The following is a 16209-nucleotide window of genomic DNA, read 5'->3' as shown; positions in this document are numbered from 1 at the left end:
GTCGGCTCGCCGTGCGGGTCCGTGTGCAGCTTCTCTAGTACGAGCGTGAGATCCGGCGTCGTGTCCTTGAAACCTGCCCATCGCTCCATCACGGCGGCTGCGGCGTTGGCCAGCTCAGAGGGGAGCCCCGCTTCTTCGAGAGCGTGCGCCGCCTCTTTCATCTCCGGGCCCCAGCGCCACGACCGAGCGGCGACCTTAGGGAAGTACGCGGTCTCTGCCAGGTAGCTGGTTGTACGGCCTTCGGCGATGTCGAGTAGTTCCGCCTCCACCCCGTGGTCACTGGCGAGGGCGTAGGCGACCGCGGCCAGAGCGCGGCTGGCCTTCTGGTAGCTGCTGTACGAGAGTTTGAGCGCGGACGCCTGCCCGATCTCGCCTGATAGGAGACGTGCTTGAACAGCGCTCCTGTCGAAGAGCTGGGCCACCTGGTGCAGCGCGTCGGCTGGCCCGGACAGGTAGAGGCGGGGGCTCTTCGAGGCCGACGGCGGAGACCCGATCACGGAGCCGTCGACTGCGGTCGCCCCGGAGCGCTGCACGATGGCGCTGATGTTGGCCATCGTTGCGGGAGAGACAGCGTTCCCATCGACGTAGATTCCGGCGTACGAGCACGCCGTGACGTTCCGCGCCACTTCCTCGGCGGCGGCCGGCGGGCACAGGCTCAGGATGATGTCGGCCCGCTCGGCCATCTCGCTCAGCGCGTGTACTGGCGTGAGACCGTATCGCTCGGCTCGTTCCCTGCTTCTCGCGCTGCGTCCGGCCGGACACCACAGAACCTCAACACCGGAGCGCCGCGCCTGAGCGGCGACGGCGGCTCCCATGCTGCCCGGGTGCAGGATGCCGAGCGTCGTCATTCGACAAGCTCCCGAATGCTCCGACTCTCGGCTGAGGCGTTTGCCGTGAGTGCGTCGATGATGGCATTGGCGGACTCGGCGGGGCTGAGTTGGTCGGTCCGGAGGATGAGGGTCCACGGCTCGGATTCGTGGGCCAACAGATCCTCCCGGGTCTCGTGCCAGACCTTCACCCGAGCCTCTACGTCCTTGTCTCCGCGGCCGATCGAACGCGACTCCGTGACGTCCAGTGGGCACCACAGGAGGACGCGAATCCAGTGCAGAGGGAAGTTAGCCGCTGCACTGGCCCCCACGACCTGCCCCATGTGCAGAACGGGGATGCGGCCGGCGTCGACCAGGGCCGCGAGGCCCTGCCGGTCGATGGCGTACTCAGCGCCGTAGCGGGCGTTGCGGTAGAGGAGTCCTCCCGCGCGCGACAGTTCTTCGATGTGGTCAACGGTCGTGAGCCGGTATCCGGTCGTGCGTCCGGGTCCAGCCTTGAGCCGCTCGAATAGCTCGAATTCCGGTCGAAGCCGCGTCAGTTCAGTTGTGACGGTGTCCTTGCCCGAGCCAGGCGGCCCGTACAGGATCACGCCGGACGGCATCACAGCCCGCCGCCACTCAGCACGTCGCGCGCTTCGTCGACCAGGGCGACGGCAGCGCCGAGGCTGTTGTCAACAACGAAGTGCGGGCCCTGAGGACGGAACTTCAGATCAAGCCCCGACGCGTATTCCTCCCACGCTTCCATTTTCCAGGCATCGCGTGCCGCGCCTCGGAATTCGATGTACTCACGCATCGATTCGAGGTCGCACTCAACCCATATGGTCGCCACCGAAACCCGCTTGGACCGGCAACGATTTTGGAAGCGCTGCATCCACTCGGGCTGGGCAAACTCTGCGATGAACGGAGCGTCGAGGATTGCCGAGATCCCGCAATTCAAGTTGTCCCACGCAGCTTCCATGAGGCATCGGTATTCCAGTGGCCGGACCTTTTCTCGGTAAAGATCCGAGCTCCGGTCGTGTGCCTCTCCGTCCAGTGAAACAAGCAGCTGATCGACCAGCGGGCGCGTAAGTGAGTCCTTGTCGAGGATCGGCCAACCGGTGAGCCCTCCGAGGAACTTCGCGAACTCTGACTTCCCCGACCCTGCGTACCCCCCGACCAGGATCACGGTCGGCCCGTCAGTGCTTGCCCCTGCTGTGTGGCGGCTCCATGCGTTGACCACACGATTGCGCAGAGCCTCGCTGTCCACGTCGTCGGTGCCCTCGCGGATGCTGCTCAGTGCTTTACGTACTGCGTCCGGTTGGTCGGGGAGCTTTCGCTCAGCGGAAGCAGGCGCCGGTACGGATTCCACAGGGGCATCTTCTCCGGGCAGGGCTTTACGGAAGCCGAGTTGGGCCTCATTGCGACGATAGAGACGGCAGTATGCCCGGCGGTAATGTGGACCTGGATATACCGAACCCTTTTCGTGGCCCCAGATTGTCTGGAAGTTCGCGGCAATGTTGAAGCCGTGCCGCTCCGCGATTTCGCGGAGCTTCTCCCCCGTGTCTTCCAGGGTGAGCCCTATCTCTTCGCGGTGCATCCGCAGGAGATCCGGCTTCCAATCCGGGTGCTTCCGAGCCATCTGCCCCTCCTAGATAGCTAGTCGGAGCCGCGAGTGTAGCGGCCCGGCTAGCGCTGTGGAAATTCGTGATAGCGCATGTGTAAGCGGATGTATAAAACCGCTCGGACTTTCTCGGGTAGCGGGACGTGATACCGGTTTTCGCGCCGCGGCGGTGAACTTGTGGCACACGAACGAGGAGGTTCAGATGCCCCACGGCGCGGCTGTTCAGGCCCCACCCCGGTTTGCTGGAAGGTTAGTTCTCTTCCAGGGTCGCGACGCGTTGGCGCAGCTCTCCGACTTCGGTCCGCAGTTTGGCAACTTCCTCGCGCAGCTCCGTCAAGGTCCCGACCGGATCGGCGAGCTGCGCGGCGGACTGGTCGGCGCCGGCAGTCAGGAACACGCCCTTGCCCTGGTGGCTGACGACGAGCCGGTCGGCCTTGAGCTGATTGATGGCGGCGCGGGCCACGGTCACCGTAACTCCGTAGGCCTTCTGGAGATCCCCGTACGAGGGGAGCTGCCCGGTCTCTGCGAACTCGCCACCCGCGATGCGTCGCCGCAGGTCATCGGCCACCTGCTGATAGGCGAACTGCTTGCCGGTCCACTCGACCATCTGCACCCCAAGTTTCGTTTCGGCCCCTGCCTCATAGTGCCTGTGCCGCAGAGGTAGAACCAGCGTCCCATGCCGCTTGTTCCGCGAGGAGGCTTGACGCACTCTGTCTCACAGTGCACTCTGAGGCAGAGATGCAGAGGGATTCGTCCTGCAACGGGTGGATCGCTTGACGGCCTGTTTGACCTGCACGAAAGCGCTTGGCGAGCCCCGTGAGAACGGGAGCCCTGACCTGGGGTTACCGCGCTCGCCGAGGAGCGACTGTGGCGCCCCCTGGACGGGGTGTCTTGAGAACTCAACAGCGTGCGGACCCAGCTACCTGCACACGGGTAGTCGATGGGTCCTGAGGGAGTCCCGCCCCACCTCTGCAAGCGGGCGGGCGCGTACGGGTCTGTCCCGTGCGCGAGTACAGCGCATCCCGACCTCTCCGCAGCTCATCGGCTGCGGCCGGTTGCCTCCGCTGCTCGTCTCGTACGAGCAGCGCTGAGGGGAGCCGGATCTACCGACTTCAACGGCGTGCGACCCCGGTGCTCGAACACCGGGGCCGCTGTTCGGGCCGTTGCCTACTGCTAGGGAGACACGACCCATGAAGCTCATCGTTGCTGTTCAGGAGCCCGTTACCGATGGCCTGCCCGACGCGGAACCGTCCTGGCAGGACCTTCACGCCATCGAGTTGGAGCGCCCGCTGATCAAGGCGGAGATGGACTTGCTGGACGTCCAGATCAGCCTGTTGGACCGGCCGGTGTCGGAGCTGGACCAGCGTCGTCTGCGCCGGGCCGCGAACAAGGTGCTGGCCGCGCGCCGCACGGTGGCCAACCGTCTCGGGACGGGGGAAGCCGCATGACCGGCACTACCGTCACGACGTCGCCGCGCAAGCTCACCCGCGGCCAGGCGCTCGTGCTAACCGCGGCCTTCGTGCCGATGGTCGCGACCGGCGGGTTCGGTGCGATCGGCACGTTCTCCAACATCAGCCACATGTACGGCAAGGGCACCGCGGCCGGTGCGGTCGCGGCCGGCGAGGGCGCCACCGCGGTCCTCGCGCTGGTGCTGCTCGGTCTGACGATGCTGGGCCAGGCGTCCCCGTGGCCGGTCCGCGCCGGACTGTGGGCGCTGCCGGCCGCAGCGTCGGCGATGTCGGCGATGGCTGCTCCGGATGCGGGGCGCCTGGTCATCTACGCCCTGACCCCGATGGGCATGTCCGTGTCCGCCGAAGGCGCCGCGTTCCTCGCGCGTCGCATCGTCGTGCACCGCGATGGCCGCGATCCGGAGGCCGAGCGCAAGACCGCTGAGCTTGTTCAGGCTCTCGCCTATCACTGGGCCCGTGCCGCCAACCACCCGGACGCCAAGGTGCAGGCACAGTCGGAGCGGGAGTCGTGGAAGCTCGCGGAGAAGGTCGGCGTCGGTGACGTCACGCTCGGGGCGCGACTCGTGGACGTGCAGCGCGAGCGCGTGACCGAGGGCGCGGATGCGGCGCTGGCCGCCATGTTCGGCATGCCCGTGACGCCGACCGTCACACCCGCCGAATCCGCTCCCGCGACGGCACCGGCGCTGCCGCCCTCGGACACGGCCCGGGAGGCGGAAGACACGCAGGTCAACGTCCTGTCTTCCGGCCTGCCGAGTGAGTGTGACGACGGGCGTGACGCCGCCGTGACGCTGGACGTCGAACCGCCCGCCGAGGATGCGGAGCAGTCACGGGATGAGGAGGTTCACCTCCCGGCCGTGACGCTCGCGGACGTGGCGATGGTCGCGGGTGTGACGGTCCCCGAGCCGGGAGCCACGCTCTCGGACGCTCAGCTGGTCGTGGTGCTGCGGTTCCTGCGGCACTCGCAGAACCCGCCGCTGTCGTATCGGCAGGCCGCGACGGAGTTCCGCGGGCAGGGCTTCAAGGGCGCCGAGGACCGGGTGCGTGAGGCGTGGACCACGCTCATGGCCGCCGAGAGCACATCGTGAGCCTGCCCGTCTACCGCTGGCGCCTGGCCCCCGAGGGCTACGCGACCTACCGGCAACTGCGCGCCCTGGGTCTGCGGCCCGGCGGGCAGGACGTCGCCGCCCAGCTCGAACGCCCGCGGCGCCGGCGCGGCCCGCTGGTCGCCTACCTGTACCGCATCGACCAGGCCAAGCCGGTGCGTCCGATGACCCCGGGCCGGTGGGCGGCCCTGGCCAAGGCCAACGCCGCCCGCCGCGTCTGCCCCGAGTGTCGGCACGACGTCGGCTACGTCATCCCGCCCTCGCTGGGCATGTGCGGCTCCTGTGCCGCTCCCGAGGAACAGTGCGCCGCCTGAACAGCGCATCCCCCATTAAGCCGCAGGGCCCCAACGCATCCCTTCCACCGGCGCGTTTGGGCCCTGCTTCTCACTCCCGGAAGGAGTGCTCTCAGCATGACCGACATCAGTACGGAAGCGGTAGTGGCCCCCGCCACCACCGACACCCCGCCCGCCCCGAGCCCTGCACAGGTTGTGGGCAAGGCGGATGAGCAGAGGAACAGCCAGGTAGAGGATGCTCCGGGTGGTTGGCCGGTGGCGCCGCTGGCCCTGTCCGGGGCCAACGCCACGGTCTCCACGATCGCGGGGGCGGGGCTGGTCGGCGGGCCGGTTGCCGCGGTGGTCGCCGCGACCGGCATGGTCGTGTTCGGCACCCTCGCCTCCTACCGCAGCCGCAACCCGCGCCCGAAGCAGGCCGCGCGTCGGGCCGCCGCGCGGACTGCGGCCCGCCAGCACGCCGCCCGGCACCGATCCGGCGGCCTCAACACCGCCGGTCGCAAGAGCAGTTCAGGCGGCGGTCGCACGGCTGGCGGGTCGGGGAAGGTCCCCGGTCAGAAGCGGCGCGGGCCGGGCGCCGGTCTGGGGCGTGGCGCGGCTGGTCAAGGACGGTCCGGGGCGGCCAAGCACAGTGCTCCGCTCTCCCTGAACAAGCCCGCCGGGCTCAAGAACGGTGGTCGCGGCGGTGCGGCGGGTGCGCTGTCCAATGCGGGGCAGGTCAAGGCGCTGCGGAAGGCGCAGAAGCAGGCTGGAGCGTCCCGCGCGCAGAAGCGGGAGCAGACCTCCGCGGCCCGACGCGCGGTGGCCGACGCTCGCCGCAACGCCCCCAAGCCCCATAAGGCGCGGTCGCGGTCGGGTGGTCTGGCGGGTCGGATGCTCGGGGGTGCGAGCCGGAAGGCGCGTGCGGTGAAGCAGGCGGCCATCGAAAAGCAGCGTGCCCGCCGGGACGCGGCCACCGCACGGAAGGTGGCCGACGGGCGGTCCAGCGTGCGCAAGGCGCCCGTCCGGCAGGCCGCGAGGAAGGCCCTGCGCCGCTCTGCAGCACGCTTCCACGGGCGCCGCGCCCTGGCCGCACTGCTCGCCCTGCCGATCGGTCTCCTCGGGTTCCTGTCCAGCCCGTTGGGCCGAAAGTTGGGCCTGCCCTGGCTCGTTCACCCCGGCCGGCGCCTGTACCGACGGCTGACCGGCGCGGCCCGCGAGCAGCGCGCCGAGCGCGATACGGCGATCAGTGAGGAGCAGGCAGCCGCGGAGGACGCGGCAGAGCAGGAGGCCGCCAAGGACGTCACCGACGGGCTCGGGGACCGGGTGGAGCGCCCGGCCGGGCCCGTTCCGAACAACACCGACCGCACGTCGACCAGTGAAGGAGAGCACGTGTCCGGGTTCCAGTTCGAAGAGCACGCCGCCGAGATGGAGCAGGCCGCACAGTCCTACGACCCCGAGGACGCCATGGAGATCCTCGCCATGGTCGAAGGGCTCCCGGCCGCGCTGACCAGCGTGGCGAACGTGATGAAGACCCTCGCCGAGCGCGCGGACAGCGAGTTTCCGCTGGAGAAGGAGGTCGCGGACGGCTTCAACGACATCTTCGGCGCCCTGATGAGCGCGGTCGCGGTTGCCGAGGACATGGGGCCGCTGTTCCGGCAGGCCCACGAGCAGGACATCGCCCGTCACGAGGACCCCCGCAACGGCCCGGAAGCCGAGAAGGGCTGGAACGTCTGACATGAGTGCCACCACTGCCGCGAACAAGAAGAAGCAGGCGGACAGTGGCCCGGTGCTGGACTGGAGTGCCGGTCACGGACCCGTGACCGGCACTCTGTCCGCGACCACCGGCGCCCTGGCCATCGCCACTACCGGCGCCGCGACCGGCATGCCGCCCCTGTGGGCGCTCGCTGTCGGGGGTGCCGGCGCCCTCGGCCACACCGTCGCCGGGCTCAAGGTCCGCAACGCGGGCCGCACCCTCGCGTTCAAAGCCGCGTCCTGGCTGGTCGGCGCCGGGTGGACCACCTGGGCCATGGCCACCGGCCCCCTGTCGTGGGCCGCCCTCGGCTCCCTCGCCACAATCGGCGTCGGGATGGGCGCCGGGGCCCGCTCCGTCGCCCTGTACGAAGAGGCCCGCGAGGAAGAGGCCCTCGCGGCGGAGCGTCGCCAGATCGCGCAGGAGATGAGTGCGGAGCGACGCCAGATCGCCGCGGAGTGGGTGGAGCGGATCCGCCGGATCTGCAACATCACCGTGCGCGTGCTGGCCGTGGAGATGTGGGAGACCGGCAACGGCTACTCCCTCGATCTCGAACCGCAGGGCGGCACCACCTACGACCGCATCGCCCAGTACGCCGCGGCCCTGTCGGCGGACGCGAAGCTGCCGCACGGCTGCACCGCCGCGGTCGGCCCCGGCGTACACCAGGGCCGGGCGATCGTGGACGTCACCACCCGCAACGTGCTTGCCGAAGCCCGCACCTACCCCGAGGACTACGCGCCGCTGTCGATCCTGACCGGCATCCCCTGGGGCTTCCGCACCAACGGTGACGACGTGCTCGCCTACCTGCGTGAACAGTGCGCGCTGGTCGTCGGGCCGACCGGGTCGGGCAAGACGAACATGCTGCACACGATCCTGGCCGGACTCGCCCGCGCCGAGGACGTCCTAACCTGGGTGATCGACCTGAACGCCGGATCCGCCGGCCTGCCCTGGGTGCGCCCCGCCCTGAGTGGCGAACTCAAGCAGGCGGACGGGAATCCGGTGCGGCCCGGCGTGGACTGGCTCGCCGGGACCTACGAGGAGGCGCTGAAGCTGCTGGACGCGGCGATCGCGGTCGGTCTGCACCGCAAGCGCGCGTATCAGGAGCTGATGGCCAAGCACGACACCGACCTGCTGCCGGTGAGCGCGAAGATTCCGCAGATCATGCTGGTCATCGACGAGGGCGCGGAGATCCTGGTCAGCAACGACCGGCGGATGAAGGAACTCGCCAAGCGGATCTATGAGTTCATCCGCATGCACCGCTCGATGGGCGGACGCACGATCATCACCGCGCTCGGGGCGACCGGCAGCGTGCTGGGCAACCTCCTCATCCGCCGTGAGGCCAAGGTCCGCGTCGCCCTGACCGGTGGCGAGACCGAGGGCATGGACCTCTCCAAGATGTTCCCCGGTCGGCGCGGGCTGCGGGTGGATCAGGCGCCGTTCAAGGGTGCCGGCTTCATGGGCACCCCCGAGTCGCCGGGCGCGCTGTTCAAGGCGTGGCGGATCAAGCCCTCCCAGATCCGGGACATCACCGTCGCCACCAGCGACCGGCACCCGCGTCTGGACGCGGTGTCCGCGAATGCCGCGGGCGCCGACTACGCGCGGCGGTGGGACGCGGAGCGCACGGCGTGGATGCGCGACCTCACCCCGGAAGCGACCGGCACCGAGCAATCGGCCTCCAGCGCTGAGGGTGGGCTGAACCTGTCCGCACTGCGCACCGACCGCGCCGGGACGCCGGGCGGGGACGACGACCTGTTGCGCCGGTTCCGCGAAGAGATCGACGCCCAGTTCGCCACCGCACCCGACCCCGACACCCCACCGCCCGCGGCGGGGCTGAACCTGTCCGCACTGCGCAAGGAGCAGGAGCAGGACAGTCCCGCGCAGCGGGCCGCGCTCGCCGCGCTCCTCGCCGCGGGCCGGGAAGGAACGGGCGCGTCTGCGATCGCTCGTGCACTGGCGAACGAGTACGGCACGACGCGGCAGACGGTCGTGGGCTGGCTCAAGACGTGGGCCGATGAGGGCACCGCGGTGCGGGTCGGGGAAGGCACCAAAGCCCGCTACGTCCACCGCGACCACGCCCCCGAGCCACCCTCGGGCGAGTAGTGCTTGTCGCTTGTCACCCGTCCCGCACGCACACCCGTTCTCGGGGTGTCGTGGGGGTCGGAAACGGCTCGTGACCTGCAAGGCGACAAGCGACAAGACAAGCAAGGCGACAAGACAAGCGACAAGCCGCACGACAAGTCAGACGACAAGCCATCGGCGGGCGGCACCCGGGTTCGGGTGCCGCCCGCCGGCCGTTGCCCAAGGGGGCCGCTCGTGATCGTGACCCTGTCCGCCGTCGCCCTCTTCGGGCTCCTGACGTTCGTCCTCATCCGCTCCCGCTACGTCGGCCCGGGCGCCGCGCTCGCGGTGTTCCTCTTCGGGTTCTTCACCGCCGACACCGGAGCCTCCACCGCCATCCGCGCCGCCATACAGGCCCTCATCAACGCCGCATCCACCATCGCCTGATCTACCAGAAGGGAGACACCTGCCGTGAGCGAGACCGAGAACGCCGCCACCGACTGGTGGCCGCGCATGAGCGATGACGCGGCCAACGCCGAAGCCCGCCGCATCATCGACGACGTCTACCGGCCCGCCCCGCCCCCGGCGCCCATCCCGACGTCCTACCGCGACGACACCGAGCACCCGACCGTCGGGGACGCGCAGCCCATCTGGCAGGACGACCGCAGGATCGTGCCCGCCTGGGCTGCCGGCGCGGCGGTCGCCTCCATTGGCATCGGCGCCGGCACCACCGGGGTCGGCTGCGGCATCTGGCTCGTGCTGAAGGGATTCGCCTCCATGTCCGTGACCGGCGTCGTCTGCATGGGCGTCCTCCTGTCCGGCATCGCGTTCGCCGCGCTCTCCATCGGCGCCGCGTTCTCCCACGCCAAGCGATCCGTCTCCCGAGCCGTCTACACCGGGCCGGTCACCAAGAACACCCACGTCACCACCCACACCCGGGGTGCGTTCGCCCGCTCGCACACCCACCTGCACAACTGACAGGAGCCTGTACGTGACCACGCAGACCATGACCCCCGCGGCCCTGGCCGACCAGGCCGCCGAAGCGATCCGCAGCATCAACCACCTCACCCGGACCACGGGCGAGGGATGGCAGTACCCCGGCGACGCCTACACCGTCATCGGGGCGCTCGCCCACCTGTCCCGCATGCTTCCCCAGGCCCTCACCCAGGCCATGCAGCCCGTCAGCGACACTCATCAAGCCAGGCTGCTCACCGCCGACGGCGGCGCGGACGTCGACCAGGCCGCTTCCCGAGCCGTGCAGGCCGCCCGAACGGCCATCGCTCGCGCACAACGCCTGTCGCAGGCCCTGGACTCCCTGCACTCCGCCGTGGCGCCGCTGGGATGCCAGGTGGATGACGAACCGGACGAGGAGCCGTGCGGGGAGGGCATGTGCCAGTGCTACTGCGTCGGCGTCCTGCACGCCTGCGGCTGTGACTGCCCGCGCTGCTCCTACTGCCAGCAGTCGCCCGAGGACTGCGACTGCCCGGACGAGTAGCTCTACGCCAAGGGCGACCCCCCACTCTCGCCAAAGAAGCGGGGCCGCCCTTGCCAACCAGTCACCATCAAGGAACTGGAGACATCCAGGATGACCCAACCCACCGACATCCGGCGAGTGCGCGGCCACCGGCCGCGCCTGCTGGACCTGTACTGCTGCCAGGGCGGCGCGGCCAAGGGCTACGCCGACGCCGGGTTCGACGTGACCGGCGTCGACAAGGACCCGCAGCCCCGCTACCCGTACCGGTTCGTGCAGGCCGATGCGATCGCGTTCGTGCTAGCCCATGGCACCGCGTTCGACTTCATCCATGCTTCGCCGCCGTGCCAGCACGACAGCGACTGCCAGCGCATCCAGGACAACGCCCATCCCGACCTGATCGCGCCCACCCGCGCCGCCCTGGAGAGCACCGGCCGATCGTGGGTGATGGAGAACGTGCGCGGCGCGCTGCCCAAGCTGCACGATCCGGTGATGCTGTGCGGGCCCATGTTCGGCGTGGCCACCTACCGGCACCGGTTCTTCGAGACCGGCGGCGGCTTCACCCTCCTGCAGCCTGCACACCCGGTTCACAGGGTGCCGCAGGCCAAGATGGGCCGCCCCGTCCCTTCCGGGCACTACGGGCAGTTCGTCGGCAACTTCTCCGGCGTCCAGGCCGCCCGTGACGTGCTCGGGGTGCCGTGGATGAACCGCGACGGCATCCGCGAGTGCATCCCGCCCGCCTATAGCGAGCACATCGGGCGCGCGTTCCTCGCACACACCGGGTTGGCGGTGGCGGCGTGAACAACCACCTGCGCACCGCCCTCCAGCTCGCGGCCGAGGGGCTGCCCGTCCTGCCGCTGCGCAAGGGCAAGGTGCCCTTCGCCAACTGCCGCGCGTGTCTGTACACCTCGTGCGGCGGGCGCCCGCACATGAAGACCCCCGGCCCCTGCACGTGCCCCGCCCCCTGCCACGGCTGGGCCGCCGCCACCACAGACTCCGCCGTCATCAACTCCCCAGCGTGGGCACGAGCCTGGCGCGCGGCGGCAGCTGTTGCCTACCACCCTGGCGGCGCCGGCTTCACGGTCGTGGACTGCGACAACGCCGACGCCATCGCGTGGGCCCGCGAGACCCTGCCCGCCACCCGGACCGTGCCCACGACCCGCGGCGAGCACTGGCTCTACCTCGGGATGATGCCGTCGGCCAACGGCGTGCGGCCCGGCGTGGATATTAAGTCCACGATGGCCTACGCCCGCTGGCTTGGGTCCGGCACCGGCACCATGGCCGCGCTGCCCGACGTCGTGCGCGCGCTCACCGCAGCCAAGCCCGCGGCCCCCGTACCCGTCAGGGTTCCCGCGCCGGCCGGGGGCGGGGTATGCCGCCACCGCACCCCCGCCTACCTCGAACGCGGGATCACCATGGCGGAACAGCGCATCACCGAGGCCCGCAGCGCCGTGCACGCCACGGTGTACCGGACGTTCCTCGCGGTGCTGTCGACGCACGGCCGGTGCGGCTGCCTCGCCGACACGCATGTCGCTCGCCTGTTCACCGCCGCGCAGACCAAGGGCGAAAGCCCGCGGCACTGCACGGACGCGTGGAACAACGCCCGCACCACGTTGGGACTGTGAGCATGGACGACGACGACAAGAACCCGGCCCGAAAGGTCATCGCGGACTACGCCCAAGAACGCTTCCGCTACTTCCGCACCGCGGACGGCACTGTCTACGCACAGCGCAAGGGCCACCCCGTGGCCCGCCCGATCCGCTCACAGGGCACCACCGGAAGCCACCGACAGGAACTCATGGTCGGACTGTTCAAGGACGGACTCGGCACGTTCAACGGCACCGCGATAAAGGAGGCACTCGACTTGATCGAAGCACTCGCCCTCACCGAGCAGGTCCAGCCCGTCCACATCCGCGTCGCCCCCGGCTTGGACGGAGCCACCTGGCTGGACCTGGGCCGCAACGACGGCCAGTCGGTCCGCATCCACCCCACCGGCTGGGACATCCGCACCCCCGACCCGAGCGAGGTGTGCTGGCGGCGCACCCAGCTCACCGGCGAACTCCCGCTGCCCGTCAAGGACACCAACGGCAAGGGCATCGACCTGCTCTTTCGGCTCTGCAACTTCGCCAACGCCGAGACCGAGTGCCTGGCCACGGCCTGGCTGATCGGTTGCCTGGAACCCTCCGTGCCCGTCCCCGCCCCCTTCCTCACCGGCCCCCAGGGCGCGGGGAAGTCCACCGGCGGGCGGATGCTGATCCGGCTCATCGAGGGCATGACCGGGGACCTGCGCCGGGCCCCGAAGGACGAGGACAACCTGATCGCCGCCGTCGCCGCGGGATGGGTCACCGCGCTGGACAACCTCTCCCACATGACCCCGGACCTGTCCGACGCCATGTGCTGCATCGTCACCGGAGCCGAGAGCGTCAAGCGCGCGCTGTTCACCGACGGAGACGTCTTCCGCGCCCGCTACCGCCGCCCCCTGCTCCTGACCGGCATCGACGTCGGCGTCATCCGCCCCGACCTCGCCGAACGCCTCCTCCCGCTCCGCCTGGAACGCCCGAAGGTGCGGCGCACCGAAGCGGAGCTGTGGGCGGAGTACGCGGAAGCCCTGCCCGTCATGCTCGGCTCCCTGCTGGACCTGACCGTCAAGGTCCGCGCCGCCACCGCTGAGACGCCGACGGACCTGCGGATGGCGGACTTCGCCCACCTGTGCGCGCAGCTCGACGCGGCGATGGGCCTCGGAGCGCTGGCGGCCTACCGGGCCGGTCTGGACGATCTCAACGACGACGTCATCGAGGGCGACCTGCTCGCGCAGACCGTGCTCCAGTACGCGGCCGGCATGCAACCCGGGGCACAGGAGCGGATGACGTCCGCGGAGTGGCTGCACCTCCTCACCCGGCTCTACAGCGGCGAGGACTGCCGCCCGCTGCCCAAGGGGTGGCCGACCACCGGCAAGGTTCTCTCCGACCGGCTCAAGCGCCTTCAGCCCACCCTCGCCGCCCGCGGCCTGGTCGTGGACTGGGGGCGCACACGCGAGGCCCGCTACATCGAACTCACCGAACCCGCGCCGGCACCCGGGCCGCAACAGGAGCCCGCGTTCTGAACGCGAGGTCACCGCACAACAGCAAGAAGAGCACCCGGGGCGACGCGGCGATGGGTGCTCCTCTTGCTGTTCGGTGCGCAGCACCGCCCGAGGACGTGCCGCGGCAGCGGCTCCTTCTTCGCGCTCTGAGCCGCGCACAACAACAGACACCACCCCCTCTCTTTCCTAAGTAGGGGAACGCTGCGTCACCTGCGTCACACGCGACGGAAAACGGCCCCTGACCAGCCGGAAGGAGCGTGACGCAGAGCCGATCCTCTGCGTCATCGTGCGTCACCTGCGTCACGCCACCGTGACGCAGGTGACGCGGCAGTGACGCACCCCCGCCGTGCTGCGTCACAGATTCCCCCAGGTCAGGACCCTGGATGACGCAGGTGACGCTGTGACACAGAAATCCGAACCTCGGACAGGTCCAAGCGTCGGAACCCTCGAAGCGAGCCCAAGAGGAGACATGAAAGTGGGTCAGAAGATCACCGACTTGCCTCAGCTCTACTCCGCTGCGGATGTTGCCCAAGCTCTCCGTTGCTCCGAGTGGTGGGTGAAGGAACAGGCCCGCAGGGGACGCATTCCCTTCACCAAGCCCGGAGGCAGCTACCGGTTCACGGCTGAGCACGTTGCAGAGATAACGCGCATCTTCGAGAGCCGTCCCACCGGAAGCAGCAGCGCTGCCCTACCAGTCTCACAAGCGCCGCGCCGCCGGGCTGCCACCGCAGCGGTGTCCGTCACCTCGCTGAAGGCAAGGACCCCGCGCAGGGCGCGACACGGCCAATCGCAGTCCACCGCAGCCTGATTCCGTGTGCCGCCCGTCCCTCCAGCCGGGCGGCAACCCCGCCGATAGGGAGAGCAAGTTGGGTTACGCCGAGAACCTCGGCAGCTACTGGCGCGGCCGGTACAAGCTCGCGCCCGGCAAGTACGCCACTGTGCGCGATGCCGATGGTGACGCCATCCGCTTCCGGACCAAGGCAGCGGCAAAGAAGGCGGCGGACGCCGAAGAAGCGAAGCTGTTGGCCGGAACGAAGAAGGCGCCTCCCGAGCGGATCACTTTTGGCGCCTACGTGAACCGCTGGTACGCCGCGCAGGACTTGGCGGCATCCACCATGCAGAACTATCGGCGGCACATCGAAGAACACTTGCTCCCCGCGTTCGAGGATTTCGCCATCGCCGACATCCTGAGCAGCGACATCGCCGCTTGGGAGAAGCGGGAACGCGCCGTTCCTTACGCGGCTACCAGCGTCAAGACATGGCGGGCGACACTGCACCTGATCCTTGCCGACGCCGTTGACGAGGGACTGCGCGATTCCAACCCGGCAACCAAGCGGCGCGGACGAGGGAAGCGCGCCGGCCGCTCCCGCAACCGCGGCCCGGAGAAGGCGGTCACCACAGCGCTCGGCATCTTGCTGCTCGCCGAGCGCATGGCGCTGCTGTCCGGCCGCGACGATGAGTTCGTTGGCGGCGTCCTCAAGGGCTACACAGGCATGCGCTGGGGCGAGATTGTTGGCCTTGAGACCGAGTTCGTCCGGCCGAAGAGCATTCGCGTGGAGTGGCAGCTCTATGAGCTGGATACAGGCGAACTGCACCGTTGCCCGCCGAAGGACGACTCCTACCGAGACATTGACACCCCGGATTTCCTCGCCGCACTGATTGCGGGCCACATCGCCCGGACGAAACCGAAGCCTTGCGAGTGTCACGGACTGATCTACGTCTTCCGTGGTCACGGCGCCGCTAACGGCTCTATGAGTCGCCCGGGAGCGAAGCTGGTCGACGTGGCTCGCCGCGCCGGCGTCTCGACAGGCACGGTCTCCAACGTCCTCAACCGCCCGGACGCTGTGGCGGAGCCGACTCGGCTGAAGGTGCTGGAGGCCATCACCGATCTCGGCTACGTCCGTAACGCGGGATCGGGGGAATTGGCCGCACACTGGCGGCGCTCGGGCTTCGCCACGTGGCTCTTTCGACCTGCCGCCACGGGACGGTACCCCGGGCGCGGCAATCAGGAAGAGCACCCTGTGCCGGTGGTCGCTGAGCCGTGGCCCGGGATTCCCGCACGTGGGCGAGGAGCTTCCAAGCGGGCTGAGGCGTGCTGGGTGCCGATCGCTCCGGGGCTGACGCCGCACGGGTTGCGCCATACGCACAAGACCCTGATGAGAGAAGTGGGGACTCCGCCGAAGCTGATGGACGAGCGCATGGGTCACGAGGACGGCTCGGTGCAGTCCCGCTACGACCACATCACGCCCGGGATGAGGCAGGCGCTGATGACCGCGCTCACCGGGATGTGGGAGGAGGCGTTGGCCGCGCGCCGAGCGATGAGCCTCGGCTCGCCCGTGGCTGCTCTGGATGCGTTGCTGAGGGCTCGGGGGTAGGGCGCTGGTCTGGAGACGGATTCCAAGATCTTCTCCAGGATTTCTCCAGAGAGCCTCTGGAGAACAGTTCAGGACCGGTGCTGATCTCTCAGCACCGGCCCTGAACTGGTGTTTCTCTGTCGGGGTGGCGGGATTTGAACCCACGACCTCTTCGTCCCGAACGAAGCGCGCTGCCAAGCTGCGCTACACCCCGATGTCGCTG

At 69.4% G+C, this 16209-nt stretch carries 17 protein-coding genes, 1 tRNA gene and 1 pseudogene; 13 read left to right on the top strand and 6 right to left on the bottom strand.

Going from position 1 to position 16209, the window contains the following annotated elements:
• The 5 genes and pseudogenes from ACL02U_RS29070 to ACL02U_RS29050 form a co-directional block, all read right to left on the bottom strand.
• On the bottom strand, positions 1-269 hold a 269-nt coding region (locus ACL02U_RS29070; protein WP_412793959.1), incomplete at its 3' end, for a DUF1932 domain-containing protein.
• A gap of 186 nt (positions 270-455) precedes the next feature.
• A pseudogene (locus ACL02U_RS29065) lies at positions 456-869 on the bottom strand (NAD(P)-binding domain-containing protein); the annotation flags it as partial.
• The gene (locus ACL02U_RS29060) at positions 845-1417 is read right to left on the bottom strand and encodes a guanylate kinase (RefSeq protein ID WP_412793952.1); all 573 of its coding nucleotides are present in this window, start codon (positions 1415-1417) and stop codon (positions 845-847) included. The pseudogene ACL02U_RS29065 and the gene ACL02U_RS29060, both read right to left, overlap by 25 nt.
• Positions 1418-1428: 11 nt before the next feature.
• A complete protein-coding gene (locus tag ACL02U_RS29055) occupies positions 1429-2445 on the bottom strand; it encodes an AAA family ATPase (RefSeq protein WP_412793951.1) in 1017 nt (338 codons plus the stop codon).
• A gap of 232 nt (positions 2446-2677) precedes the next feature.
• Entirely contained in the window at positions 2678-3034 is a 357-nt protein-coding gene (locus ACL02U_RS29050; RefSeq protein WP_412793958.1) for a GntR family transcriptional regulator, read from the bottom strand.
• 583 nt (positions 3035-3617) lie between these two features.
• On the opposite strand from ACL02U_RS29050, the gene ACL02U_RS29045 reads away from it, so the two are divergent.
• From ACL02U_RS29045 to ACL02U_RS28985, 13 genes are all read left to right on the top strand, one after another.
• Positions 3618-3875: a DUF6284 family protein gene (locus ACL02U_RS29045; RefSeq protein ID WP_412793950.1), complete on the top strand. Its 258-nt coding sequence runs from the start codon at positions 3618-3620 to the stop codon at positions 3873-3875.
• Complete coding sequence (locus tag ACL02U_RS29040) at positions 3872-4981, top strand: hypothetical protein (protein WP_412793949.1); 1110 nt, start codon at positions 3872-3874, stop codon at positions 4979-4981. The genes ACL02U_RS29045 and ACL02U_RS29040 overlap by 4 nt, the downstream gene beginning before the upstream one ends.
• A complete protein-coding gene (locus tag ACL02U_RS29035) occupies positions 4975-5313 on the top strand; it encodes an RRQRL motif-containing zinc-binding protein (RefSeq protein WP_412793957.1) in 339 nt (112 codons plus the stop codon). The genes ACL02U_RS29040 and ACL02U_RS29035 overlap by 7 nt, the downstream gene beginning before the upstream one ends.
• 96 nt (positions 5314-5409) lie before the next feature.
• The gene (locus tag ACL02U_RS29030) at positions 5410-7005 is read left to right on the top strand and encodes a hypothetical protein (protein WP_412793948.1); all 1596 of its coding nucleotides are present in this window, start codon (positions 5410-5412) and stop codon (positions 7003-7005) included.
• 1 nt (position 7006) lies between these two features.
• Positions 7007-9121 (top strand): FtsK/SpoIIIE domain-containing protein, encoded by a 2115-nt coding sequence (locus ACL02U_RS29025; RefSeq protein ID WP_412793947.1) that lies wholly within the window; start codon positions 7007-7009, stop codon positions 9119-9121.
• Positions 9122-9334: 213 nt separating this feature from the next.
• A complete protein-coding gene (locus ACL02U_RS29020; protein WP_193454344.1) occupies positions 9335-9526 on the top strand; it encodes a hypothetical protein in 192 nt (63 codons plus the stop codon).
• Positions 9527-9550: 24 nt separating this feature from the next.
• Positions 9551-10057, top strand: a complete 507-nt coding sequence (locus ACL02U_RS29015; protein WP_412793946.1) for a hypothetical protein — start codon at positions 9551-9553, stop codon at positions 10055-10057.
• 13 nt (positions 10058-10070) lie between these two features.
• Positions 10071-10574, top strand: a complete 504-nt coding sequence (locus ACL02U_RS29010; protein ID WP_412793945.1) for a hypothetical protein — start codon at positions 10071-10073, stop codon at positions 10572-10574.
• Between the two features lie 90 nt (positions 10575-10664).
• A complete protein-coding gene (locus ACL02U_RS29005; protein ID WP_412793944.1) occupies positions 10665-11351 on the top strand; it encodes an SAM-dependent methyltransferase in 687 nt (228 codons plus the stop codon).
• The gene (locus ACL02U_RS29000; protein ID WP_412793943.1) at positions 11348-12175 is read left to right on the top strand and encodes a bifunctional DNA primase/polymerase; all 828 of its coding nucleotides are present in this window, start codon (positions 11348-11350) and stop codon (positions 12173-12175) included. The genes ACL02U_RS29005 and ACL02U_RS29000 overlap by 4 nt, the downstream gene beginning before the upstream one ends.
• Positions 12176-12177: 2 nt before the next feature.
• Positions 12178-13653: an ATP-binding protein gene (locus ACL02U_RS28995; RefSeq protein WP_412793956.1), complete on the top strand. Its 1476-nt coding sequence runs from the start codon at positions 12178-12180 to the stop codon at positions 13651-13653.
• A 448-nt stretch (positions 13654-14101) separates the two neighbouring features.
• Positions 14102-14440 (top strand): helix-turn-helix domain-containing protein, encoded by a 339-nt coding sequence (locus ACL02U_RS28990; RefSeq protein WP_412793942.1) that lies wholly within the window; start codon positions 14102-14104, stop codon positions 14438-14440.
• 58 nt (positions 14441-14498) lie between these two features.
• Positions 14499-16007 (top strand): tyrosine-type recombinase/integrase, encoded by a 1509-nt coding sequence (locus ACL02U_RS28985; RefSeq protein WP_412793941.1) that lies wholly within the window; start codon positions 14499-14501, stop codon positions 16005-16007.
• Between the two features lie 119 nt (positions 16008-16126).
• On the opposite strand, the gene ACL02U_RS28980 is transcribed toward ACL02U_RS28985, so the two are convergent.
• Positions 16127-16200 (bottom strand) — tRNA-Pro (locus tag ACL02U_RS28980).
• Between the last annotated feature and the right edge of the window lie 9 nt (positions 16201-16209).

The sequence above is a fragment of the Streptomyces sp. MS06 genome, assembly GCF_047200655.1.
Lineage (GTDB): Bacteria > Actinomycetota > Actinomycetes > Streptomycetales > Streptomycetaceae > Streptomyces.
This window is presented reverse-complemented; position numbering and strand designations above follow the sequence as displayed.

Bases quoted from the DNA above. Each gene is read 5' to 3' on its own strand.
- ACL02U_RS29055 (WP_412793951.1), bottom strand. From the start codon at position 2,445: ATGGCTCGGAAGCACCCGGATTGGAAGCCGGATCTCCTGCGGATGCAC.
- ACL02U_RS29050 (WP_412793958.1), bottom strand. From the start codon at position 3,034: ATGGTCGAGTGGACCGGCAAGCAGTTCGCCTATCAGCAGGTGGCCGAT.
- ACL02U_RS29045 (WP_412793950.1), top strand. From the start codon at position 3,618: ATGAAGCTCATCGTTGCTGTTCAGGAGCCCGTTACCGATGGCCTGCCC.
- ACL02U_RS29040 (WP_412793949.1), top strand. From the start codon at position 3,872: ATGACCGGCACTACCGTCACGACGTCGCCGCGCAAGCTCACCCGCGGC.
- ACL02U_RS29030 (WP_412793948.1), top strand. From the start codon at position 5,410: ATGACCGACATCAGTACGGAAGCGGTAGTGGCCCCCGCCACCACCGAC.
- ACL02U_RS29025 (WP_412793947.1), top strand. From the start codon at position 7,007: ATGAGTGCCACCACTGCCGCGAACAAGAAGAAGCAGGCGGACAGTGGC.
- ACL02U_RS29005 (WP_412793944.1), top strand. From the start codon at position 10,665: ATGACCCAACCCACCGACATCCGGCGAGTGCGCGGCCACCGGCCGCGC.
- ACL02U_RS28995 (WP_412793956.1), top strand. From the start codon at position 12,178: ATGGACGACGACGACAAGAACCCGGCCCGAAAGGTCATCGCGGACTAC.
- ACL02U_RS28990 (WP_412793942.1), top strand. From the start codon at position 14,102: ATGAAAGTGGGTCAGAAGATCACCGACTTGCCTCAGCTCTACTCCGCT.